This is a genomic window from Desulfomicrobium aestuarii (assembly GCF_055385525.1).
The window spans coordinates 869,490-891,498 of record NZ_AP042427.1 but is presented as its reverse complement, the minus strand read 5'-3'; the positions used below and the strand labels follow the sequence as shown (position 1 = coordinate 891,498).

Below are 22,009 nucleotides of genomic sequence, written 5' to 3'. Positions count from 1 at the left end.
AATTATCGATTTCGGATAGTTGGGTTCATTTTCAGCGTGTCGGCCGCCTACACTGCCTCAAGAAGGCCGTAGTCCATCAGGAGCTGCTCCAGTTCCTCGATTTCCAGGGGCTTGGGCACGACGAACATCTTGTTCTGGTCGATGGCCCGGGCCAGATTGCGGTAGTGGTCGGCCTGGGGGGCTTCGGGCTTCCACTCGATGACGGTCATGCGGTTGATCTCGGCGCGCTGCACGTCGTTGTCGCGGGGCACGAAATAGATCATCTGGGTGCCGATCTTCTTGGCCAGCTCCTCGATCATCTCGCGCTCGTTATCGACGTTTCTGGAGTTGCAGATCAGGCCGCCCAGGCGCACGCCGCCGGACTCGGCGTACTTCATGATGCCCTTGCAGATGTTGTTGGCCGCATACATGGCCATCATCTCGCCGGAACAGACGATGTAGATCTCCTCGGCCTTGCCGTCGCGGATGGGCATGGCGAACCCGCCGCAGACGACGTCGCCCAGAACGTCGTAGAAGGCGTAGTCGAGCTTCTCGGACTCCTGGTAGGCGCCCAGGGACTCAAGCATGTTGATGGAGGTGATGATGCCGCGGCCGGCGCAGCCGACGCCCGGTTCGGGTCCGCCGGACTCGACGCACCAGGTGCCCTTGAAGCCGGGCTTGCGGATGTCGGCCAGGTCGACGTCCTCGCCTTCGTCGCGCAGGGTGTCGAGAACCGACTTCTGGGCCAGGCCGCCCAGCAGCAGGCGGGTGGAGTCGGCCTTGGGGTCGCAGCCCACGACCATGACCTTCTTGCCCATCTCGGCCAGGCCGGCGACGGTGTTCTGCGTGGTGGTGGACTTGCCGATGCCGCCCTTTCCGTAAATCGCGATCTTCCTCATGACGTGTGCTCCTTTATGTGAGAGTTGTGGTGTGCTTGATGTGCCGTACCTGGATCTGCCTAGGGCAACGGCCGTGCCAAAACCTCACAGACCAGCCAACTATCTGAAAAAACATACATTTCTAGCAATTTCGGACAATTTCTGACAACTTCGATCTACACTGCCTACAAAGACAAAAATGTAGCCTCGGACACTTCCGTCCGTTGCGACGCATGCGCCTGCGGCATGATGCCGCCCAATATTTACGGCATGTTGCGTTTGATCCACGGTTGGCATCGACCGTGCACATGAAGAGGCAAACACGGGAGGTAGCATGCTGATCGACACGACACTGAGGGAAGGGGCGCAAATGTTCGGGAACTATGTCCCGCAATCCGTGCGCATAGAGATGGCCAGCCGCATCGCGGCCATGGGGGTGGAGGAGATCGAGGTTGGCTGGGTCGGCCAGGAAGGGCTGGGACAGCTGGTTGGGGCCCTGCGCGCCCAGGGCGTGACCGCGGACCTGAGCGTCTGGTCTCCCTGCCGGCCCGTGGACGTGTACCGTGCCGCGGGACTGGGGATCGACACCATCAACATCGGCCTGCCCGTCTCGGACCTGCATATCGCCGAGCGCCTGCGCACGGACCGCGAAGGGCTGACGCGCATGCTCAAGGAAACCGTGGGCCTGGCCCACTCCTGCGGCATCCGGCGCATCAGCGTGGGTCTGGAGGACGTGACCCGAGCCGACCAGGACTTCGCCCTGGCCATGGCCCGCACGGCCAGGGAACTGGGCGCGGTGCGCATACGCCTTGCCGACACCCTGGGCGTCATGACCCCCCTGCGCATCGCCGAACTGGTGCGCTTCTTCGCCGACGGCGTGGACATGGAGATCGCCATCCACTGCCACAACGACTTCGGCATGGCCACGGCCAACGCCGTCACGGCCCTGGAGTCCGGGGCCCACTGGGCCGACGTGTCGGTCCTGGGCATCGGCGAGCGCTCGGGCATCTCGGCCCTGGAGGAGGTGGCGGCGCACCTGCGGCTCGTGCAGCGCTACGAGATCTACGACATGAACGCCGTGCGCGGCCTGTGCGACCTGGTGGCCGAGCACGCGCGCATCCCCGTGGCCCGCAACCGCCCCGTGGCCGGGAAGGACATCTTCGCGGCCGAGTCGGGGTTGCACGTGGACGGCATTTTGAAGAACCCGGACCTCTTCGAGCCTTACGACCCCTGCCACACGGGCGCCAACCGCGTCCTGGGCCTGGGCTCCAAGGCCGGTCGCGGGGCCGTGGGGACCATGCTCCGGCAGATGGGTCTGGAAAAACCCCTCCATTCCCTGGGCGGCATCGTCAGCGCCATCCGCGACAAGGCCGGGCGCGCCGGGCGGCCCCTGCAGGCCGACGAACTGCAGGCCCTGGTCGCGCGCCAGGAATGCCTGGACGGCGGAAACTGCTGACATCCCTGTCCCGGCCTGACAGGGCTTCCGCGAGTGACGACACCCGGCAGGGAGCGGGCATGAAGCGCCCGGGCCTGCTCATCCAGCCATTCTGCAGACCGCCCCGGGCATGGTCCGGGGCGGTCTGCGTCACGACGCCCCTCCCCGCGGCTTGTCCCTGAGCGCGCCTTTGCCGTGGACGAGACGGCCGCCGGCATTGACTTCGCACGCAGCGAACGTAAGTAAATATCTTAATGCTGCTCCCCTGCCAGAGAGGCGTTCCGGGCATGCACCCAGCGATGTACGGACCAGCCGCGGGAGACCCTCCCCCAACCTGCACCGAGGAGGCCCCTCATGAAAAGCATGCACCGCAAACTGGTCACGATAACGGCCATGATCTGCGCCCTTCTGCTCCTGGCCGTCTTCCTCTCCCCCGCCTCGGCCAAGCGAGGGGGAGACTACCTGCGCAGCGAGTTCCGGGGCATCGTCACGGAAATGCCGGCGGGCGGGCTTGCCGGGGAATGGGTCATCGGTAGCCGCGTCGTGCTGGCCGACCCGGCGACGGAGTTCGATCAGGTCGAAGGCCCCCTGGAAGTCGGCGGCTGCGCCAAGGTGGAGATCCGAGACGGCAGGGTTCACGAGATCGACAGCGAGCCCCTGAATTCCTGCAAATAGGCCGGTCTCATGCGTACATGACGCGCCGGCGCGGGGGATGGCCCTCGCCTGGCCGAAATCCCTCCCAACTGCCAAAGCAGTCTGGGTCCAGCCGAAGGAATCGGCGCAGATGCGGGGCTCCGGCTCCCTCGAAGTTCCTCCGGCCGACGCGGTAGGCTTGACTGGGAACAGGTGCATGAGCCATTCTTTCCGGCACACCTGTTTGAGACCCACTTTCCGAAGGAGGCTGAAATGTTCAGTGACAAATGGTTTTTCGATCCCCGCCTCTGCTGGGCGGTCCTGCTCTCCTATGTCATCCTCGCCCTGATCCCGACCGACGCGGCGGCCTTCCTGGCCCAAAGCAGACTGTCCACGGGCCAGTCCATCGAACAGCGGGAAGCCGACATCGCGTCCATCCGCAGCGCCCTGGAGCAGAAAGTCGTGGCCCAGCGGCTGGCCGACTACGGCCTGACCCCTGAGGAGGTCGGAGCCAAGCTCGGCTCCCTGAACGACGAACAGCTCCATCAGCTGGCCAGTCTCTCGGACGACGTCGGCGGCGGCGTGATCGGCGTGGTCATCGGCGTGCTGCTGATCATCCTCCTGGTCGTGGTCATCCTCAAGATCAGCGACAGACGCATTGTCGTCCAATGACCTCTGCCGGGCCGTGACCCTGGCCCTTCTTCTGCTCTACGCGGGGTGCGGGCTCGGCTCCGCATTCCGCGCGGAATCGTTTGCGGGCCCGGGAGCCGTGCGTCTCGACGTGCCCTTCGTGGCCCAAACCGACAGGACCGACTGCGGCCCGGCGGCCCTGGCTTCCGTCCTGGCCTTCCGGGGGAGGCCGGTTCCCCTGGCCGAGGTCACGGCACAGGTCTACACGCCCGCCATGCAGCGCACCCTGCTGCCGGACATGGAGAACTACGCGCGCTCCCTGGGCCTTTCGACCCGTTCGGGCAGGGGAGACGCGGCCCAGCTCCGGAACGCTCTCGACGCCGGCTCCCCGGTCATCGTCCTGGCGGACATGGGCGCCCCTTTCTACAGCCAGGGCCACTTCCTCGTCGTCTACGGCCATGACGCGGCAGGCTTCCTCCTGCACGCCGGGACGCAGGGCTACCTGTACGTCCGGGACGACGATCTGCTGCAGGGCTGGAAACGCATGAACAGACTGTACCTCGTGGTGGAGTGACCCGTGAACATCGCCCTGCGCGCCATCCTTTTCCTGACCCTGCTCCTCGCCGGATGCGCCGCGCCCAGGATCGTCGTGCTCTCGGACCCCCTTGACGCCCGCGAGCGCAACGACCTGGGCGTTGCCCACGAATCGGCCGGAGAACCGGACCTGGCCCTGCAGGCCTACACAGAGGCCGCCGACAAGGACCCGTCCTGGGACCAGCCGCTCATCAACCTCGGCAACGTGCATGCGGCCCTCGGCCGGTGGGCGGAGGCAGAAGACGGCTATCGCAGGGCCCTGCGCCGCAACCCAGGCAACCCCGAGGCCATGAACAACCTGGCCTACAGCCTGGCACGGCAGGGACGCGACTCCGAGGCCCTGGAATGGTCGGCCAAGGCCCTGGACCTGGACCCCGACAACCCGCTGTTCGCGTGCACCAGAGCCCTGGCCCTGCTCCAGGCCGGCCGCCGGGACGAAGCCGTCGCCCTCCTCGACGGCGTGCTGCGCGCCCTGCCCGGTGACGACCCGTTGCGCCCGGATGCCGCCGCCCTGCGCGAACGCGCCTTGCGGGCCGCCCCCGGGGAAAGAGTCGACATCCAGCCGTGAGCCGGTGTAAACTGGCGCTCGTTTGCGGCTGGAATCTCGGCGGCGTCGCCTTTTCCATGCATCCCGAACGCGGACCCAAGCCCGAACCAATCTCCAATGAGCTTATGACCATGCGCCGGAACCAATCCGCCCGATTCTACGACATCCTCGGCGCACGCATCCTCAGGCTTCAGGACCGTCTCTCCGGCCTGGCCGAGGACGACCCGCGGCGCGAGGTGCTCATCGCCATCCTGACGGAACTCGACGAACTCAAGCGCGACCTCGCCGCGGCCGGTTTCGAAGACGACTGAATCATCACCCTCGCCCGTCCGCCAGGCCGGATCTTCGCCGGCCCGTGGAGCTTCCCCGCCGAAGATCCCGACAAACTCTGAAATTGTATAGACATCTCGCTCCGGAATTGTCTTTTTCCGGACACAGTCCCGTCACAGATGTTTCCTAGTGAAGACAAAACGCGAGGAAACGCCATGATTCAGATCAAGCAACTGACCAAGACCTTCAGGAACACCAAGGGCCTCGACAACGTGAAAGCGGAGATCGGAGGCGGCGAGATGGTCGCCCTCATCGGCTCTTCCGGCTCGGGCAAGTCGACCCTCATGCGCCACATCTCGGGGCTGATGTGCTGCGACCCGGGGACTTCGGGGCAGATCGAGGTCCTCAGCCACGTCATGCAGCGCGACGGGCGCCTCTCGCGGAACGCCCGCAAGGTGCGCACGGAGGTCGGGGTCATCTTCCAGCAGTTCAATCTCGTGGACCGCCTCTCGGTCATGACCAACGTGCTGATGGGCGCCCTGGGCCGCGTGCCCACGTGGCGGGCCGTGTCCAACCTCTTTCCGCCGGCCGAACGCCGCCTGGCCCTGGAGTCCCTGGCGCGGGTCGGCATGGCCGACAAGGCCTGGCAGCGAGCCTCGACACTCTCGGGCGGCCAGCAGCAGCGCGTGGCCATTGCCCGCGCCCTGACCCAGCGGGCCCGGGTCCTCCTGGCCGACGAGCCCATCGCCTCCCTCGACCCCGAATCCTCCCGCGTGGTCATGGACATACTGGCAGAGGTCCATCGCCAGGACAAAATGACTATCGTCGTCTCCCTGCACCAGGTCGAGTACGCCATCCGCTACTGCCCGCGCACCATCGCCCTGCGCCGCGGCCGCGTCGTCTACGACGGTCCGAGCCACGCCCTGACCCCATCCTTCCTCAAGGATATCTACGGCGCCGAGACCGAGGAACTGTTCTCCCCCGCAGTGGAAGGCGCGGCGCGCAGCCGGAAAGCCCTGCACAGCAAATCGGCCGCGGCGCCCGCCGCGGCCTAATAACCGATCACGTTTCAAAGGAGTCCAGACCATGATTCGCAAGCTATTCGGCCTCTTCGTCCTCGTCGCCCTGCTGGGGGCGCAGACCGTGTCCGCCGAGGTCAAGGAAATCAACTTCGGCATCATCTCCACCGAGGCGACCATGAACCTCAAGAAGGACTGGGAGCCCTTCCTGGCCGAAATGGAGAAGGCCACGGGACTCAAGATCAACGCCTTCTTCGCCTCGGACTACGCCGGCATCATCGAGGGCATGCGCTTCAACAAGGTGCAGGTGGCCTGGTACGGCAACAAGAGCGCCATGGAGGCCGTGGACCGCGCCGACGGCGAGATCTTCGCCCAGACCGTGCCCGCCGACGGCACCCCCGGCTACTATTCCCATCTCATCGCCCACAAGGATTCGCCGCTCAACTCCCTTGAGGATGTCCTGAAGCAGGCCGGCAGTCTGGCCTTCGGCAACGGCGACCCCAACTCCACCTCGGGCTTTCTCGTCCCCGGCTACTACGTCTTCGCCGTGAACAAGGTCGACCCCAAGAAGATCTTCAAGAACGTGGTCAACGCCAACCACGAGACCAACGCCCTGAGCGTGGCCAACAAGCAGGTCGACGTGGCCACCAACAACAGCGAAAACCTGGCCAAGCTCGACAAGAGCCACCCCGACAAGCGCAAGGACATCAAGGTCATCTGGACCTCGCCCCTCATCCCCAGCGACCCCCTCGTCTGGCGCAAGGACCTGCCCGAGGACGTCAAGGCCAAGGTCAAGAAGTTCATCATGACCTACGGCGCCACGGGCAAGGAAAACGAGAAGGCCATCCTGGCGGCCCTGGGTTGGGCCCCCTTCAAGGAGTCCACCGACGACCAGCTCCTGCCCATCCGCCAGCTCGAACTCTTCAAGAGCCGCATGAAGGTCGAAGGCGACGCCAGCATCGCCGCCGACGAAAAGACCAAAAAGCTCGCCGAGATCGACGCCAAGCTCGAAGCCATCAAGGCCAGGATGTAGCCTTCCACTCCCCCCGGCGGTCGGCGCGTAAATGCCGGCCGCCGACAAGGACGACTTCATGACCACCCAGCAAACGATCCTCGTCGCCACCCGACCGCCCAGGTCCCTCCAGAACACCCTCGGCAGCCTGTTCGGCTGGGGCCTCGTCCTGGCCGCCCTGGCCTGGTCCTGGGACGGCGCAGACATGCGGCCCCTGGCCCTGATCAAGGATTCCGCGAACATGGCCACCCTGGCCGGCGACTTCTTCCCGCCGGACTTCACGGACTGGCGGATGTACGTCGAGGAGATCGTCATCACCTTCCAGATAGCCCTGTGGGGCACTTTTCTGGCCGTGATCTGCGCCATCCCGTGCGGCATCCTCAGTTCCGAGAACATCGCCCCCTGGTGGGTCTACCAGCCCATGCGCCGCGTCATGGACGCCTGCCGGGCCATCAACGAGATGGTCTTCGCCATGCTCTTCGTCGTCTCCGTCGGCCTGGGGCCCTTCGCCGGCGTCCTGGCCCTGTGGGTGCACACCACGGGCGTCCTGGCCAAGCTCTTCTCCGAGGCCGTCGAGGCCATCGACCCGCAGCCCGTCGAGGGCATCCGCTCCACGGGCGCGAGCATCCTGGAGGAGGTCATCTTCGGCGTCATCCCGCAGGTCATCCCGCTGTGGATATCCTACTCCCTGTACCGCTTCGAATCCAACGTCCGCTCGGCCACGGTGCTGGGCATGGTCGGCGCGGGCGGCATCGGGGTCATCCTGTGGGAGATGATCCGCGGCTTCTATTTCGCCCAGACCTGCGCCATCATCTTCTTCATCATCGTCTCCGTGACCCTCATCGATCTGGCCTCCCAACGCCTGCGCAAACTCTTCGTCTGAACCGGAGCCCCACATGCCTTCCCTGTGCTGCACCAACGCCCGCATGGTCACCCCGTGCGGGGTCGTCCACGGTTCCCTGGCCGCCGCGGTCGGTCTGATCACCGACCTCGGATCCAACACCTCCACGCCGGCCGTCGATTTCGACGGGGACTTCCTCCTGCCCGGCCTGGTCGAGATCCACACCGACAACATCGAAAAGCACTTCATGCCCCGCTCCGGCGTGCGCTGGCCGACAAGCCTGACGGCCATCATGGCCCACGACACGCACATGGTCGGCGCCGGCGTGACCACGGTCCTGGACGCCGTCAGCGCCGGGGAATTCAGCGCCAAGCGCATGCGCCGCGAGATTTTCAGCGCCACCCTGGAGGCACTGGACCAGGCCATGGGCAACGATCTGCTGCGGGCCGAACACCTCCTGCACATCCGCTGCGAACTGGCCGACCGCGCCGTGGTCGAGATGTTCACCTCGGTCATGGACCACGAACTGCTGCGCCTGGTCTCCATCATGGACCACACGCCGGGACAGCGCCAATGGAGCGACCTGGACAAGTACCGCTCCTTCCACGCCGACAAGAAATGGACCGACGAGGAACTCCTGGCCGAGATCGAGCGCCTGCGCGCCGTCCAGGCCAGCCACGCCGAGCCCAACCGCGAAACCATCCTCTCCCTCTGCCGACAGCGCGGCCTGCCCCTGGCCAGCCACGACGACACCACCGTGGAGCACGTCGAGGAGACCGCCCGCCTGGGCATGCGCATCGCCGAGTTCCCCACCACCCGCGCCGCCGCAGCCAAGGCCCGCGAACTGGGACTGGCCACGGTCCTGGGCGCACCCAACGTCGTGCGCGGCGAATCCCACTCCGGCAACGTCTCGGCCCTGGACCTGGCCGCTGACGGCCTCGTCGACATTCTGTCCTCGGACTACATGCCCGCAAGCCTCCTCCAGGCCCCCTTCGTCATGGCCCAGCGCCTGGGCACGCCCCTGCACCAGGCCCTGGCCACCGTCACCGCCAACCCGGCCAAGGCCCTTGGCCTGACAGATCGCGGCGAACTCGTCCCGGGCAAACGCGCCGACCTCCTGCGCGTGCGCATGGTGGACGACGTGCCCGTGGTTGTCGCAGTATGGCGTGAAGGGCGGAAAGTGATGTGATGGGGGGGAGTGGTGAAGAATGCCTCCGGGGGGAGGAAAATCGATGCGATGTGATGCGAATGGCGTGAGCATGGCCGATGCGCGGTATGCCGTATATTTTGCGCCGGGTCCGGGGTCGGGGCTGGAGCGCGTCTGCGCCTCGATTCTCGGGCGTTGCGCCCGGACGGGGAAGGAGCTGGCGCAGCCCGTGCTTCCGGGCGTGGAGCCGCAGCGGTTGGCCGAACTGACGGCTTCGCCGCGGCGCTACGGGCTTCACGGCACCCTCAAGCCGCCCTTCTTCCTGGCCGAAGGGACGACGGAGGCCGGTCTGCTGGACGCCGTGGCCGTACTGGCCGCGGACAGACCCGCCTTCGAGCTTCCACCGCTGCGTCTGGAAAGCCTCGGTTCCTTCCTGGCCCTGACGCCCTCGGCCCCCTGCCCTGAACTGGACGCCCTGGCCCGGGCCTGCGTCACGGAACTGGACCCCTTCCGGCGTCCGCCTTCGGCAGAAGAGCTGGCCAGACGCCGTTCCGTGGGACTGACAGCCGCCCAGGATCGGTTGCTGGAACGCTGGGGCTACCCCTATGTGCTGGACGAGTTCAGGTTCCACCTGACCCTGACGGGCAAAATCCCGACCTCCCAAGAGCGGGAACGCCTCCGCGCTGCGCTCGCCCCCCTGCTTTCCCCCGTTCTCCACACGCCCATCCAGATTCGGGACATCTGCGTGTTCCGCCAGAGGTGTCCGAAAGAACCCTTCGCCGTGATGCAAAGGTTCGACCTCGCCCTGATCCCCAAACCGGACATTTCTTGAGCCTGGTGATCATACGGTCCGAACGCCGTCGCGTTTGCCCTTGCGTCGTGCAATGATGCCGCGTTATCTGGCTCAAGCATGTCGTGCCGCGCCACAGCATTGCCATCGGCAGGCGGCTGAACACGCTTGATGCCGAAAGAAAACATCGACACAGAGGCTTGCATGGCAAACGGATTTGAATCGAACTCATCACTGGCGGTTCTCATTGACGCCGATAACGCCAGTCCCGCTGTCATCGAAGGCCTGCTCGCCGAAATCGCAAAGATCGGTGTTGCCAGCGTCAAGCGCATTTACGGGGACTGGACAACGCCGAATCTGGGAACATGGAAATCGAAGCTCCTGGAATATTCCATTCAACCCATACAGCAATTCCGCTATACGACGGGCAAAAATTCTACAGACAGCGCCATGATCATTGACGCCATGGATTTGCTGTACTCAGGCCATTTTTCAGGATTTTGCCTCGTTTCCAGCGACAGCGACTTCACTCGCCTGGCTGCACGCATCCGCGAATCAGGGCGCAGCGTGTACGGGTTCGGGGAAAGAAAAACTCCGCGCCCCTTTGTTTCCGCCTGCGACAGATTCATTTATACTGACGTGTTCGCGGAAACTCAGGAAACCGTCGTGGCAAAAGCAAAACTCCCTAAAACCGCAAAAGAATTGAGGGGAGATACTGCGCTCATGACACTCGTCAGGTCAGCCGTCGAGGCGACTTCCGATGAAAACGGCTGGGCTGGACTTGGACCAGTTGGCGGGTACATGAACAAGACTGCCAACGATTTTGACCCTCGAAACTATGGATTCAACAAGTTGAGCGAACTCATCGCAGCCATCGGTCTTTTTGAAATCGACCGGCGGGAAAAGGGGGGGTACGTTAAAGACACTCGGAAAAAATGACCCTTGACTCAACTCGAAGACAGCCCCAAATTCGCTTCGGAGGCGCAACCATGAATGCCGCAAAAGAAACCGTCAGAGATCTCCTTGATTCCCTTCCCGACGACTGTTCTCTACAGGATGTCCAATATCATCTGTATGTTGTTGAAAAAATACGCAGTGGTATTGCCAAAGCGGAGCAGGATGGAACGTTGAGCCAAAAGGACGTCGAAAAAAAGCTTGCTCGATGGATCTCCTGATCGACTGGTCACCCCAGGCGCTCGAAGACCTGGAACTGATCGCGGAGTATATTGCGCGTGATTCCGATTTTTATGCGCGCGCTGTCGTTCAGGCGGTTGTGGAAAGCGCACGGAGCCTTGGCACCATGCCGAACCGTGGACGAGTTGTTCCGGAATTCGGCGATCCACGCATCAGGGAACGATTGATCTACAGCTACCGTCTCATCTATCGCATAGAAACAGAACGGGTATTGATAGTCGCAGTAATCCATGGCCAGCGATTGCTCACGAAGCTGGATGAAACGTCCTGATTCTGACGAATTCAAAACATCTCTCCACACACCTCGTCTTCTTGCAGATTTCTCCTCAAAGAGGGCACCCTTGGTCCGGCTAACGTTTCTCTCTGTCGGACGCGCTGATGGCTTCCACCTTAAAGTCCGCACACCCTGCCGGGCGCACGGCCAAAAAAAAGCCCGTCAGGGACGGGCTTTCAGAGTGCTTATTGCAGAGGCTTAGTAGCGGCTGCGGCTCTCGCGGGGCTGAGCTTCGTTGACCTTCAGGTTGCGGCCCTGAAAATCGGTGCCGTTCAGAGCCTGGATGGCCTTGCGAGCGCCGTCTTCGTCCATTTCGACGAAACCGAAACCGCGCGAACGGCCGGTGTCACGATCTTCGATCACGTTCGCGGACGTGACCTGACCATACTGGGAAAACATGGCGTTAAGATCGGAATTGGAGGTCGACCAGGACAGATTACCAACATAGATGTTCTTAGACAAAAGAATAACTCCAGAGAAAAAAAAGGAATAAAATGCTTCAATTCCGATGAAAACAGATATCATCGAAAATTCAGATTCATCTTTCAATTCACAAAGAACCAAAACACGAAATCCTGCGAAGCCAGAGACAAATATGGGTGTGAACAGACATTGTCAATGAATATTATAAATTTATTTTTTCACAAATCTTATATTTGTATTCAATCGTCTCTATTTTATCGTTTAAATGAATATCAATTTCGGGAAAAATAATTTCCAAATCATCATTACACTGACATCATTCCTGCTCCATTTCCAAGTTTCTCTGCGAAAGACCGGGCGCAGGTCTCCTGAAATCCTGCAATGCCAGAACAATTCACATGACTTGCCGAGCCCGCCGACCCAGGATCGAAATTGTCCCCACCATTGGCAGCAGCACAAAAGTGCAGAACCCGCATTCCGAAGGCTGTCGGATCGGCGAACACGGGACCGCCCCATCCCCCAAGCATTCTCAAAATACGGCATCCTGCCCATTGACGTCATGACGTCACAACGTCAGATATGAAGCGGAGGGTATGCCATGTCCGAAAACACGAGAAGATCGACTATCTACTTCGACCCACAGCTTCATGCGGCGCTCCGGCTCAAGGCTGCGCACGCGAACCGCTCCCTGTCCGATATCGTCAACGATGCCGTCAGACGGGCCCTGGCCGAGGATCAGGAAGATCTGGCGGCCTTTGAAATGCGCCTGGCCGAACCGACCATGACTTACGAAGCGCTCCTCGACGACCTCAAGGCCCATGGCAAGATATGAGCTGAGCATCAAAGCCTCGGTGGCCAAGGATCTGCGGAGCCTTCCCGCCAGGGACGTACGCCTTGTGCTCGGGAGGATCGAAGGTCTGACCGAGGATCCCCGGCCCGCTGGATGCGAAAAGCTCTCAGGGCAGGAGCGGTACAGGGTCCGGCAAGGTGTATACAGAATACTGTATGAAATTCGCGACCACGAGCTCATCGTCGTGGTGGTGAAAGTCGGTCACCGGCGGGATGTCTACAAAAACGGCTAGACTCCCGCGATGCGTTTCAGCCGTGTTTCTCCACGAACGCTTCCGCGCTCATCGTCCGAAAATCCCGCATCGCCGCCGCCAGTCTCGCATGTTCCCAGTCCCACCAGGCCAGGGACAGGAGTTTGTCCCGCAGCTCGGCCGGAAAGCGGTACTTGATGACCCTGGCCGGGACGCCGGCGACAATGGCGTAGTCCGGGACATTCTTGGTGACCACGGCGCCGGAGGCGACCACCGAGCCCGTGCCTACGGTCACGCCAGGCATGACGAGGGCGCCGTGGCCGATCCAGACGTCGTGGCCGAGGGTGACGGGGTGTTCTTTTCGCCAGGCGAAGAATGCGTCGTCGTCTGGCCCCAGGCCGAACTTGGCGCTTCTGTAGGTGAAGTGGTGCTGGGTGGCGCGCCAGGTCGGGTGGTTGCTCGGGTTCAGACGGGCGTGGTTGGCCACGGAGCAGAATTTGCCCACGGCCGCGTACATGACGTGGCAGCGGTCGCAGAAGTACGAGTAATCCCCGATGGTCGAGGAGATGATCTCGGTCTGCTCGCCGATCTCGGTCCAGGCGCCGAGGCTGCTGTCGGTCACCACCGCCGTGGCATGGATGGTCGGTTCCGGTGAAAGCACTGTCATTCCCTTCTGTCGTCAAGAGTTTCTAGGATGAGCTCGGCCAGGGCCCGGCCGCGCTCCGTCAGCGGGCCGGAGTTGTCGAAGCGCACGAGTCCCGGGACTTCCGGGACGATCATCCGGGCCCGGGCGAGACGGCGTTCCATCTCCGCCCCATCCTCCCGTCCCCTGCCTCCGAGGCGCCGGCGCAACTCGTCCTCGGGCACGCTGACGAGCACCGGCAGCAGGTCCGGATACGCGCGCAGCGCCTCAGGCAGGGCCTCTCGCGAACCGTTGAGCACAACCGTCAGCCCCTTCCCCAGCCAGAGATCGATTTCCCGACCGACACCATAGGCGAAGCCGTGGCTTTCCCAGGAAAGGGCGAAGAGCCCCCTGACCAGCCGCAGTCCGAACTCCGCCCGCGACAGGGCCACATGGTTCTCCCCGCCCGCGTCGGCGGGTCGGGTGATGTAGCGGTGGGCGAAGATGACGGGCGCTTCGGCGGCAAGCCGCAGCCGGGCATCGGCCATGAGAGAGTCCTTGCCGGAGCCTGAAGGCCCCATGATGTAGATCAGTTTTGGCATAAGATTCCTGTTGCAAAACAATAAAAAAATTTCCCATGTTATCCGTAGCAGAGGCGAAATATTTTTCGCCCCTGCAATGTGTCGCCCCGGATTCCGGTACCGGATCAACGCCATGATATCGACATCGTAGGGGCGGCCCTATGTGGCCGCCCTTCTTCCGGCCCTATGCGGTCATCCTGGTCGTGCGCCGAAAATTGGGCAGGCACGTAGGCCTGCCCCTACGGGGTTCCACCGTGGTCGTTGTTGGCGGGAAATTTTCGTGATTCCGTGTCGGGGCGAAAAATTTTTCGCCCCTACGATATTTCGCCCCGAAATCCATTGCCGCATCATGCCACGGTTCGTGACGACCGTCTCTCTTGCGCCTCCCTCTAATACACCCTCACCCCATCCCGCCAGACCCGGCGCACGACCGGCAGATCGCGGTCGACGTGGACGCGGACGAGGTCGGCCTTGAGTCCGGGCTCGATGCGTCCGCGGTCGGACAGGCCCAGGGCGCGGGCGGGGTTGGCAGTGACGAGGGCCACGGCGTCCCAGAGGGGCAGGGAGACGTCGGCGTGCAGGATCCAGGCGGCATGCAGGAGGCTCGCGGGCACGTAGTCCGAGGACAGGCCGCCCAGGAAGCCTGCGGCGGCGACCTCGCGCACGGAGACGTTGCCCGAGTGGGAACCGCCGCGCACGACGTTGGGCGAGCCCATGAGGGTCAGGAGGCCGAGCTCGCAGGCGCGGCGGGCGGCGTCCATGGTGGTCGGGAACTCGCTGATGGCCATGCCCTGTTCGTTCGCCCATTCGACGTGGGCGGTGGTGGCGTCGTCGTGACTGGCCGCGGGAACGCCGCGTTCACGGCACCAGGCCAGGATGTCCGCGGCGTGGGGTCCGGCGAAGCGGGCCTGGGCGTCGCGCATGCGGGCCATCTCGGTTTCGAACTCCTCGTCGGTCCACTGCCGGTCCTTGCTGTAGTAGGTGCGGTAGGCGCCGAGGTCGACGAACTGCCGCTGTCCGGGGGTATGGTCCATGAGGGAAACGAGGTGCACCTCGTCCATGTCGCGGAAGGGCTCGAAGAGCCGCGGCAGGTCGGGGTCGGAGATTTCGCAGCGCACGTGCAGGAGGTGGTCTGCGCGCAGGTGCCCTGCGGGCCGCAGCTCGCGCAGGGCGTCGAGGGCCAGGGTCAGCATGGTCCGGCGGTCGCTCTTTTCGTAGTACTGGCCGCAGGACAGGGCGTCGAGGACGGTGGTGATGCCGGCGGCCACGAGCTGCGCGTCGTGGGCCAGCAGGGCCGCTCGGGCCGAGGGCCAGAGGACGCCGGGGCGCGGCAGGAGCTGCTTTTCGAGGTTGTCCGTGTGCAGTTCTACCAGGCCGGGGACGAGGAAATCCAGGCCCATGTCCAGGGCGTCCGGGCTGTCGGCGCGTCCTTCGCGCACGGACTCGATGCGACCGTCACACACGGTCAGGGTGCCGTGGACGACGCGGTCGGCCAGGACGATGCGGGCGTTGGTCAGGATCATGCGGGTCACGCCTCCTTGGGCCTGGCCAGGTGCAGGCAGCGGTCGGCGACGGCCTCCCGGACCTCGTCGTCGTGAAAGATGCCGACGATGGCCGCGCCGCGCCCTTTGGCTTCGAGGATCATGTCGACCACGGTGCGGCGGTTCTCGCCGTCGAGAGAGGCCGTGGGCTCGTCCAGGAGCAGGACGGGGTAGTCGCGGATGAAGCCGCGGGCGATGTTCACGCGTTGCTGTTCGCCGCCGGAAAAGGTGGCCGGTGCCAGGGACCAGAGCCGCTCGGGGATGTTCAGCCGGGCCAGGAGTTCCCTGGCGCGGTCCCTTGCCTCGCCCGCGTCCGCGCCCATGACCGCGAGGCGCTCGGCCACGAGGTCGAGGGTGGAGACGCGCGGGATGACGCGCAGGAACTGGCTGACGTAGCCCAGGGTCTTGCGGCGCACGTCGAGGATGGCGCGCGGCTCGGCCGCGGTCATGTCGACGCTGCCGCCGTTGTGGCGGACGACGACGCGGCCGGAGCTGGGGCGGTAGTTGGCGTAGATGGAGCGCAGCAGGCTCGACTTGCCGGCGCCGGAGGGGCCGTGCAGGGCCACGCACTCGCCGGCGGCCACGTTGAGGTCCACGCCGTCGAAGGCGCGGATGCGCGTGCCGCCCTGGGTGTGCAGGGTGAAGGTCTTGGCCAGGGCGCGGACGGAGATCATGGGTACGTTCATGGCTTCCTCAGGCTTGCAGGATGGAGGACACGAGAAGCTGGGTGTAAGGGTGGCACGGGTCGTCCAGGACCTGGTCGGCCAGGCCCGTCTCGACGACCTCGCCGCCGCGCATGACCATCATGCGGTGGGCCAGGATGCGGGCCACGGCCAGGTCGTGGGTGACCAGGACCACGGCCAGGCCCAGGGAGGCGACGAGGTGGCGCAGCAGGTCCAGCAGGCGGGCCTGGACCGAGACGTCGAGGCCGCTGGTGGGCTCGTCCATGAAGACCAGGCGCGGTTCAGTCACGAGGTTGCGGGCGATCTGCAGGCGCTGCTGCATGCCGCCGGAAAAGGCCGACGGGTGGTCGTCGATGCGCTGCGTGTCCAGTTCGACGCGTTCCATCCAGTCCAGACCGGCGCCTCGCAGGCGGCCGTAGTGGCGGTGTCCCAGGGCCATGAGCCGTTCGCCGATGTTGCCGCCGGCGCTGACGCGCATGCGCAGCCCGTCGCGCGGGTTCTGGTGCACGACGCCGAGGTCCGTGCGCTGCAGCCGCCGGCGGTCGGCTTCGGACAGGTTCGGCAGGGACAGCCATCTGCCGTCGCGGTCGCGGTAGGACACGTCGCCCGCGGTGGGTGCGAGCCGTCCCGAGAGCAGGCTCAGGAGCGTGGACTTGCCCGACCCGGACTCGCCGACGATGGCCAGGACCTCGCCCGGCCAGAGGTTGAAGCTCACATCGCGGCAGCCCACGCGGCGGCCGTAGTAGCGGGTCAGGCCGGAAACCCGCAGCAGTTCCTGGTCCATCTAGCTGTCCTCCCCGACCCTGCGCGCGCAGTGGTCGGAATCGGAGCAGACGAACATGCGCCCGCCCCGGTCGTCGGTGATGATCTCGTCCAGGAAGCTGTCACGGGCCCCGCAGATGGCGCAGGCATAGTCCCACTTCTGGATCTCGAAGGGATGGTCCTCGAAATCGAGGCTTTCGACCCGCGTGTGCGGCGGGATGGCGTAGATGCGTTTCTCTCGCCCGGCGCCGAAGAGTTGCAGGGCCGGGGAGTCGTGCATCTTGGGGTTGTCGAACTTGGGGATGGGCGACGGGGCCATGACGTAGCGTCCCTCGACCCTGACGGGGTAGTCGTAGCTCTTGGCGATGCGGCCGTGCTCGGCGATGTCCTCGTAGAGCTTGACGTGCATGACCCCGTATTCCTCCAGGGCGTGCATGGTCCGTGTCTCGGACTCGCTCGGCTCCATGAAGCGCAGGGGCTCGGGGATGGGCACCTGGCACACGATGATCTGCCCGTCGGTCAGGGGCGTCTCGGGGATGCGGTGGCGGGTCTGGATGACCGTGGCCTCCTCGGTGCGCGTGGTGGTAGCCACGCCGGCCGTTTTGGCGAAGAAGGAGCGGATGGACACGGCGTTGGTCGTGTCGTCGGAGCCCTGGTCGATGACCTTGAGCACGTCTTCGGGGCCGATGATGCTGGCCGTGATCTGGATGCCGCCCGTGCCCCAGCCGTAGGGCAGGGGCATCTCGCGGCTGCCGAAGGGAACCTGGTGGCCGGGGATGGCCACGGCCTTCAGGATGGCCCGGCGGATCATGGCCTTGGTCTGTTCGTCGAGGTAGGCGTAGTTGTAGCCCGGCATGGTTTCAGATGTCATGGCCGCTCTCCTCCTCCCGCACGGTCCGGCGCAGCCCTCGGACGAGGACGAGCTCGGACTGGAAATCGACGTAGTGCGGGAGCTTCAGGTGCTGGACGAAGCCCGAGGCCTCGACGTTGTCGCTGTGGTAGAGGACGAACTCCGCGTCCTGGGCCGGTCCCTTCTTCTCCTCGCCCAGTTCCGGGGCGCGCAGGGCGCGGTCCACGAGGGCCATGCTCATGGCCTTGCGCTCGCCCTGGCCAAAGGTCAGGCCGTAGCCGCGGGTGAAGCGCGCCTCGCCGGAGCCGATGAACTGGTTGACGGTCTCGCACTCGGTCAGGGTGATCTCGCCGATGGTCACGGAGAAGCCCAGTTCCTCGGGCTCGAACTCGATCTCCACCTCGCCCATGCGGATCTCGCCGACAAATGGGTGTGTCGTGCCGAAGCCGCGCTGGCTGGAGTAGCCCATGGCCAGGAGGAAGCCCTCGTCGGCCCGGGCCAGATTCTGCAGGCGCACGTCCCGGCCGGCGGGCAGGTCCAGAGGCTGGCGGGTCAGGTCCGCGGGTTCGTGGTCGTCCCCGCTGCCCTCGGACTCGATGATGCCCTCGCGCCCGAGAACGTCGAGGACACGGGGCATGGGCGACGGGATCCCGACGCCGGAATCACAGCCCGAACTCTCTTCTGTTCCAGCCCCCCTCCCTTCCCCGGCCAGGCTCCAGTCCAGGAGACGGTGGGTGTAGTCGAAGGTCGGTCCCAGGACCTGGCCTCCGGGAACGTCCTTGAAGGTTGCGGAGATGCGCCGCCGGACGTGCATGCGCGACGAGTCCGCGGGCTGGCTGTACCCGAAACGCGGCAGGGTCGTGCGGTAGGCGCGCAGCAGGAAGACGGCCTCCACCAGGTCGCCGCGGGCCTGCTTGACGGCCAGCGCCGCGCAATCCTCGTCATACAGGGCCCCTTCGCTCATGACCCTGTCCACGGACAGGGAGAGCTGTTCGCGGATCTGGTCGAGGGAAATCTCCGCTATCTCCGGGGCTCCGCGGCGCTCGCGGGCCAGGAGCGTGTGGGCTGCGGCGATGGCCTTTTCCCCGCCTTTGACTGCTACGTACATGCGCCCTCCTCCACCTTCAGGGTTCGCGGCAATCCGACGATGGCTTCCGCCCCGACGAGGACGATGTCCACCCCGCAGGGGAAAAGCCCGGCATTGGAACGCCACTGCCCGCAAAACCTCTCGGGCAGCCATTCCAGGGGGAGTTCCCCCAGCCCGTCCACGCCCGGCCCGTGAATCCGCGCGCCGCGCCCGCCCGACCCGATGCCTGGGGACCACATCAGGACGGTGGTCGAGCGTTCCGGGTATTCGGCGTCACCCAGATGAAAACCGTCGAGGCCGGGCATGACCGGCGGGTCCATGACCACGGCGAAGGCCGCCTCCCGGGGTCTGTCGCACACGGGGCTGCCGCAGTGGAAACGCAGGAAACGCAGGGCTTCGGCGGTCCTGGCCACGGGGTCGAGCCACAGGGGGGTGTCCATGTCGCACAGGGTCAGGACCAGGGCGGCCATGGTCCCGGGCCACCCCTGGGGGCCCTGGGCCGCGACCGGCATGGGGACGGTCCGACCCGGATTGGCCATGGCCTGCAGCACGGCCCGAAAGGTGCTCTGGCTCTCGAAGACGGGGCGGGAGAAACCGGCGGGAATGGGTTGCAGCATCAGTCCTCCCCCCGCACGAGCGTGAAGAAGTCGACCTTGCTGGGCCGCACCTCGGCGGCCCTGCGGGCGAGATAGGCGCTTCGGTCGCGCAGCAGGGGCTCGACCAGGGTGGCGCGGAGGGCATCCGAGTGTTCCGGCATCTGCATGAGCGCGTCGAACAGCGCCGCCAGTCTGGCGTGTTCAGGCCTGATCCCAGCGATCCAGGCATGGCCCATGATTCCGTCGGCCAGGCCGACGGTGCAGCGCGTGACCGTCATTTCGCCGAGGTTGAAACGCCGGCCGGTGTTGCCGGCCCTGGCCCGGACCATGACCAGCCCGGTCTCGGGTCCGCGGATGACATGGTATGCAGGCGCTGCGGACAGCTCTTCCCAGACTTCCCGCAGCCTGGCCCCGTCGGCCAGGGCCAGGGCGTCCATCCACTCCCTGCGTCGCGATTCGGTTGTTGACATGAAAGAAACTCCACAATAGGAAAATTTGTCTAGATGTCTATGTCTTTTCGACAAGCACGGTTTGGCATCGGATTGTGACAGCTTGCATTCAGGGAGGCGGCGATGGAGTTACAGCGCAGAAGCGGCGTGGCATTGTGGAGGCAGATCCAGGACTGGCTGGAATACCGCATCAAGGAAGGTGAACTGAAGCCCGGAAGCAGGCTCCCCACGGAACAGGATCTGGCCGCGCAGTTCGGGGTCAACCGCCACACGGTGCGCAGGGCCCTGTCCCTGCTGGCCGAAAAGGACCTCGTGCGCACGGAACAGGGCAGCGGGAGCTTCGTGCGCGAGCATCTCATCGACTACGCCGTGGGGACTCGCACGCGCTTCCACGAGAACCTCCTGCGGCAGGAGCGCAAGCCGCGCGGCGAGCTCATCTCGTCCAGCGTCATCCCTGCCACGACGGTGGTGGCGCGGGCCCTGGAGCTGGAAAAGGGGGATCCGGTCCTGGTTCTCGAAACCCTCGGCGAAGCCGACGGGGTGCGCATCTGCCTGGCCAGCGCGCATTTCCCGCAGTCCCGCTTCCCCGGCCTCGACGACCTGTACCGGCAGACGGGCTCGGTCACGCAGGCCCTGCGGCACTTCGGCGTCAAGGACTACCGCCGCAGACGGACACAGATCTCCGGACGGCTGCCCACGGCCCGCGAGGCACGCATTCTGGCCCAGCCCCGGACCCGCCCCATCCTGGTCACGGAAAGCGTCAATGTCGACACCCGCGACTGGCCCATCGAATACTGCGAATCCCGCTTCTGCGCCGACCGGGTGCAGTTCGTCATCGAGACCTGACGGCACGGGTCATGTCATAACCGACAGAATGCAGTGCGGTCGCTCCGTGAAGCATGGAGCGTCGTAACCCCAGCCTTACGGCCGCTTCGATACTCGAGACTCGCCAACACCAATCCAAAATACTCAACGACCACTGTCACCAGCTGAATACACGTCAAGGCCGACTACAAAATGGTGCACACCGGTGAGCATATTGAGGCTCATTTTTTATGTTGTATGACAATATAAAAAATGCATTACCCTTGCACGAAGCCTTTTCATATCGTATATACATTTGAAATGCGTTCGGATCACGCAATGGAATTAACAACGCATTCAAAGTGCATCCAACCGAAATAACTAGAAAAATGGCATGAAACACCTTTTATTCGTCGGCCTCTGCATCCTGGCCGCGGGGTGCGCAACAACAGCTTCGCAGCGGGACGCGACCGAGGCATTCGGACTGGCGACGGAACGCATCGGCCGTTTGGGCGAGGATGAATACGCCGCAGTCCGTTCCGGCATCATTCGTCTGAACACGTACCAGGCCATTCTCGACGGCAGCGCGAAATCCGGTGACCTGCAATATGACGGGCCCGCCACGGCCGAGGCCACGGCCGAGCGCATCTCGGCCTGCAAGACCCTGCGCATGTACGGTGACCTGCTCATGAGGCTGGCCTCCGACGACCGCACGCAGTTCGTCCGCAGGTCCGCCATCACCTTCGCCGACAGCGCCGGCGAAACCATGGGGATGAGCCTGAACCCGCGCCAGCAGGCGGCCATCGACGAGATCATCGCCGGTCTCTCACGTATCTGGACCGACAAGCGCAAGGCCGATTCCATCCGCGAGGTCGTGCTGGCCTTCGAGGACGTGATCAACGCCCTGGCGGACCGCATTCTGGCCGACTTCGTCATCGACGGTCGGGACGCCAGCTTTCTGGCGGCCTACGATTCCGAAGCGCGCCAGCTCCAGAGCATGGCCGACTCCATGCTCGACACGGGCAGATTTGCGGACATGGGGGAGCGCAGACGGATCGTTCTCGCGTCCTACAAGGCAAGGAACATCAGGGTCAGGGTCGTGGAAATCGGCCTGCGCATGCAGACCGCCATCGAGACTCTCAAAAAAGCCAATGCCGAGATCGTCTCCGGCGTGCGGAACAACACCTGCGATGCTGAACGGATCAACGAGTACGGTCGGCTCATCCAACAGCTCGGCAACCTGAAGCAAATCCTGCCTCGATAGCCTCCGGACGTCCCCTGCAACGAAAAAACGCCCCTGTGGGGCGTTTTTTCGTTGCATTGCGCGA

General features: G+C 64.4%; 29 protein-coding genes. 18 read left to right on the top strand and 11 right to left on the bottom strand.

The features are described from left to right. Positions 1 to 47: 47 nt before the first annotated feature. Positions 48 to 878 carry a nitrogenase iron protein gene (gene nifH, locus ACZ5AC_RS04100; RefSeq protein ID WP_464249684.1) on the bottom strand — a complete coding sequence of 277 codons (831 nt, stop codon included), beginning with the start codon at positions 876 to 878 and terminating at the stop codon, positions 48 to 50. Positions 879 to 1,191: 313 nt separating this feature from the next. Between nifH and ACZ5AC_RS04095 the strand changes: the two genes are divergently transcribed. The 14 genes from ACZ5AC_RS04095 (at position 1,192) to ACZ5AC_RS04030 (ending at position 11,240) form a co-directional block, all read left to right on the top strand. Next, entirely contained in the window at positions 1,192 to 2,313 is a 1,122-nt protein-coding gene (locus tag ACZ5AC_RS04095; RefSeq protein WP_464249683.1) for a LeuA family protein, read from the top strand. Positions 2,314 to 2,646: 333 nt separating this feature from the next. After that, positions 2,647 to 2,967 (top strand): hypothetical protein, encoded by a 321-nt coding sequence (locus ACZ5AC_RS04090; RefSeq protein ID WP_464249682.1) that lies wholly within the window; start codon positions 2,647 to 2,649, stop codon positions 2,965 to 2,967. 231 nt (positions 2,968 to 3,198) lie between these two features. Next, positions 3,199 to 3,597, top strand: coding sequence for a PA2779 family protein (locus ACZ5AC_RS04085; RefSeq protein ID WP_464249681.1), 399 nt, complete (start codon positions 3,199 to 3,201; stop codon positions 3,595 to 3,597). Next, entirely contained in the window at positions 3,584 to 4,129 is a 546-nt protein-coding gene (locus ACZ5AC_RS04080) for a C39 family peptidase (protein WP_464249680.1), read from the top strand. The genes ACZ5AC_RS04085 and ACZ5AC_RS04080 overlap by 14 nt, the downstream gene beginning before the upstream one ends. A 3-nt stretch (positions 4,130 to 4,132) precedes the next feature. Then, positions 4,133 to 4,717 (top strand): tetratricopeptide repeat protein, encoded by a 585-nt coding sequence (locus tag ACZ5AC_RS04075; protein WP_464249679.1) that lies wholly within the window; start codon positions 4,133 to 4,135, stop codon positions 4,715 to 4,717. 110 nt (positions 4,718 to 4,827) lie between these two features. Beyond that, on the top strand, positions 4,828 to 5,007 hold the full coding sequence (locus ACZ5AC_RS04070; RefSeq protein ID WP_464249678.1) for a hypothetical protein: 180 nt from the start codon (positions 4,828 to 4,830) through the stop codon (positions 5,005 to 5,007). 174 nt (positions 5,008 to 5,181) lie between these two features. After that, positions 5,182 to 6,021: a phosphonate ABC transporter ATP-binding protein gene (gene phnC, locus ACZ5AC_RS04065; RefSeq protein ID WP_464249677.1), complete on the top strand. Its 840-nt coding sequence runs from the start codon at positions 5,182 to 5,184 to the stop codon at positions 6,019 to 6,021. A gap of 31 nt (positions 6,022 to 6,052) precedes the next feature. Beyond that, on the top strand, positions 6,053 to 7,018 hold the full coding sequence (gene phnD / locus ACZ5AC_RS04060) for a phosphonate ABC transporter substrate-binding protein (RefSeq protein WP_464249676.1): 966 nt from the start codon (positions 6,053 to 6,055) through the stop codon (positions 7,016 to 7,018). 58 nt (positions 7,019 to 7,076) lie between these two features. Then, positions 7,077 to 7,880 carry a phosphonate ABC transporter, permease protein PhnE gene (phnE, locus tag ACZ5AC_RS04055; protein WP_464249675.1) on the top strand — a complete coding sequence of 268 codons (804 nt, stop codon included), beginning with the start codon at positions 7,077 to 7,079 and terminating at the stop codon, positions 7,878 to 7,880. Between the two features lie 13 nt (positions 7,881 to 7,893). Next, positions 7,894 to 9,027 carry an alpha-D-ribose 1-methylphosphonate 5-triphosphate diphosphatase gene (locus ACZ5AC_RS04050; RefSeq protein WP_464249674.1) on the top strand — a complete coding sequence of 378 codons (1,134 nt, stop codon included), beginning with the start codon at positions 7,894 to 7,896 and terminating at the stop codon, positions 9,025 to 9,027. A gap of 43 nt (positions 9,028 to 9,070) precedes the next feature. Then, positions 9,071 to 9,817 carry a DUF1045 domain-containing protein gene (locus ACZ5AC_RS04045; protein ID WP_464249673.1) on the top strand — a complete coding sequence of 249 codons (747 nt, stop codon included), beginning with the start codon at positions 9,071 to 9,073 and terminating at the stop codon, positions 9,815 to 9,817. A gap of 162 nt (positions 9,818 to 9,979) precedes the next feature. Further along, a complete protein-coding gene (locus ACZ5AC_RS04040; RefSeq protein ID WP_464249672.1) occupies positions 9,980 to 10,714 on the top strand; it encodes an NYN domain-containing protein in 735 nt (244 codons plus the stop codon). Positions 10,715 to 10,764: 50 nt separating this feature from the next. Then, complete coding sequence (locus ACZ5AC_RS04035; RefSeq protein ID WP_464249671.1) at positions 10,765 to 10,950, top strand: hypothetical protein; 186 nt, start codon at positions 10,765 to 10,767, stop codon at positions 10,948 to 10,950. After that, positions 10,938 to 11,240 (top strand): type II toxin-antitoxin system RelE/ParE family toxin, encoded by a 303-nt coding sequence (locus ACZ5AC_RS04030; protein ID WP_464249670.1) that lies wholly within the window; start codon positions 10,938 to 10,940, stop codon positions 11,238 to 11,240. The genes ACZ5AC_RS04035 and ACZ5AC_RS04030 overlap by 13 nt, the downstream gene beginning before the upstream one ends. A gap of 201 nt (positions 11,241 to 11,441) precedes the next feature. On the opposite strand, the gene ACZ5AC_RS04025 is transcribed toward ACZ5AC_RS04030, so the two are convergent. After that, positions 11,442 to 11,705 (bottom strand): RNA recognition motif domain-containing protein, encoded by a 264-nt coding sequence (locus ACZ5AC_RS04025; protein ID WP_028577408.1) that lies wholly within the window; start codon positions 11,703 to 11,705, stop codon positions 11,442 to 11,444. Positions 11,706 to 12,264: 559 nt separating this feature from the next. Between ACZ5AC_RS04025 and ACZ5AC_RS04020 the strand changes: the two genes are divergently transcribed. Both ACZ5AC_RS04020 and ACZ5AC_RS04015 read left to right on the top strand, forming a co-directional pair. Further along, on the top strand, positions 12,265 to 12,498 hold the full coding sequence (locus ACZ5AC_RS04020; protein WP_464249669.1) for a CopG family transcriptional regulator: 234 nt from the start codon (positions 12,265 to 12,267) through the stop codon (positions 12,496 to 12,498). Beyond that, complete coding sequence (locus ACZ5AC_RS04015; RefSeq protein ID WP_464249668.1) at positions 12,485 to 12,748, top strand: type II toxin-antitoxin system RelE family toxin; 264 nt, start codon at positions 12,485 to 12,487, stop codon at positions 12,746 to 12,748. The genes ACZ5AC_RS04020 and ACZ5AC_RS04015 overlap by 14 nt, the downstream gene beginning before the upstream one ends. A gap of 16 nt (positions 12,749 to 12,764) precedes the next feature. Here the strand turns inward: ACZ5AC_RS04015 and ACZ5AC_RS04010 are convergent, their stop codons facing one another. The 9 genes from ACZ5AC_RS04010 to phnG form a co-directional block, all read right to left on the bottom strand. After that, positions 12,765 to 13,367 carry a DapH/DapD/GlmU-related protein gene (locus ACZ5AC_RS04010; protein WP_464249667.1) on the bottom strand — a complete coding sequence of 201 codons (603 nt, stop codon included), beginning with the start codon at positions 13,365 to 13,367 and terminating at the stop codon, positions 12,765 to 12,767. Between the two features lie 2 nt (positions 13,368 to 13,369). After that, on the bottom strand, positions 13,370 to 13,930 hold the full coding sequence (gene phnN / locus ACZ5AC_RS04005; RefSeq protein WP_464249666.1) for a phosphonate metabolism protein/1,5-bisphosphokinase (PRPP-forming) PhnN: 561 nt from the start codon (positions 13,928 to 13,930) through the stop codon (positions 13,370 to 13,372). A 368-nt stretch (positions 13,931 to 14,298) separates the two neighbouring features. Then, complete coding sequence (locus ACZ5AC_RS04000; RefSeq protein WP_464250594.1) at positions 14,299 to 15,432, bottom strand: alpha-D-ribose 1-methylphosphonate 5-triphosphate diphosphatase; 1,134 nt, start codon at positions 15,430 to 15,432, stop codon at positions 14,299 to 14,301. A 5-nt stretch (positions 15,433 to 15,437) separates the two neighbouring features. Beyond that, on the bottom strand, positions 15,438 to 16,136 hold the full coding sequence (phnL, locus tag ACZ5AC_RS03995) for a phosphonate C-P lyase system protein PhnL (RefSeq protein ID WP_464249665.1): 699 nt from the start codon (positions 16,134 to 16,136) through the stop codon (positions 15,438 to 15,440). Between the two features lie 7 nt (positions 16,137 to 16,143). Then, entirely contained in the window at positions 16,144 to 16,917 is a 774-nt protein-coding gene (gene phnK / locus ACZ5AC_RS03990) for a phosphonate C-P lyase system protein PhnK (protein ID WP_464249664.1), read from the bottom strand. After that, positions 16,918 to 17,766: an alpha-D-ribose 1-methylphosphonate 5-phosphate C-P-lyase PhnJ gene (locus ACZ5AC_RS03985; RefSeq protein WP_464249663.1), complete on the bottom strand. Its 849-nt coding sequence runs from the start codon at positions 17,764 to 17,766 to the stop codon at positions 16,918 to 16,920. Then, on the bottom strand, positions 17,756 to 18,853 hold the full coding sequence (locus ACZ5AC_RS03980; protein WP_464249662.1) for a carbon-phosphorus lyase complex subunit: 1,098 nt from the start codon (positions 18,851 to 18,853) through the stop codon (positions 17,756 to 17,758). The genes ACZ5AC_RS03985 and ACZ5AC_RS03980 overlap by 11 nt, the downstream gene beginning before the upstream one ends. Continuing rightward, positions 18,844 to 19,449 carry a phosphonate C-P lyase system protein PhnH gene (gene phnH / locus ACZ5AC_RS03975; protein WP_464249661.1) on the bottom strand — a complete coding sequence of 202 codons (606 nt, stop codon included), beginning with the start codon at positions 19,447 to 19,449 and terminating at the stop codon, positions 18,844 to 18,846. Before phnH ends, ACZ5AC_RS03980 begins: the two co-directional genes overlap by 10 nt. Continuing rightward, positions 19,449 to 19,898 (bottom strand): phosphonate C-P lyase system protein PhnG, encoded by a 450-nt coding sequence (gene phnG / locus ACZ5AC_RS03970; protein ID WP_464249660.1) that lies wholly within the window; start codon positions 19,896 to 19,898, stop codon positions 19,449 to 19,451. The genes phnH and phnG overlap by 1 nt, the downstream gene beginning before the upstream one ends. Positions 19,899 to 20,000: 102 nt before the next feature. Between phnG and phnF the strand changes: the two genes are divergently transcribed. Both phnF and ACZ5AC_RS03960 read left to right on the top strand, forming a co-directional pair. Then, positions 20,001 to 20,723 carry a phosphonate metabolism transcriptional regulator PhnF gene (phnF, locus tag ACZ5AC_RS03965; protein ID WP_464249659.1) on the top strand — a complete coding sequence of 241 codons (723 nt, stop codon included), beginning with the start codon at positions 20,001 to 20,003 and terminating at the stop codon, positions 20,721 to 20,723. A 352-nt stretch (positions 20,724 to 21,075) separates the two neighbouring features. Beyond that, entirely contained in the window at positions 21,076 to 21,945 is an 870-nt protein-coding gene (locus ACZ5AC_RS03960) for a hypothetical protein (protein WP_464249658.1), read from the top strand. Positions 21,946 to 22,009 lie beyond the last annotated feature (64 nt).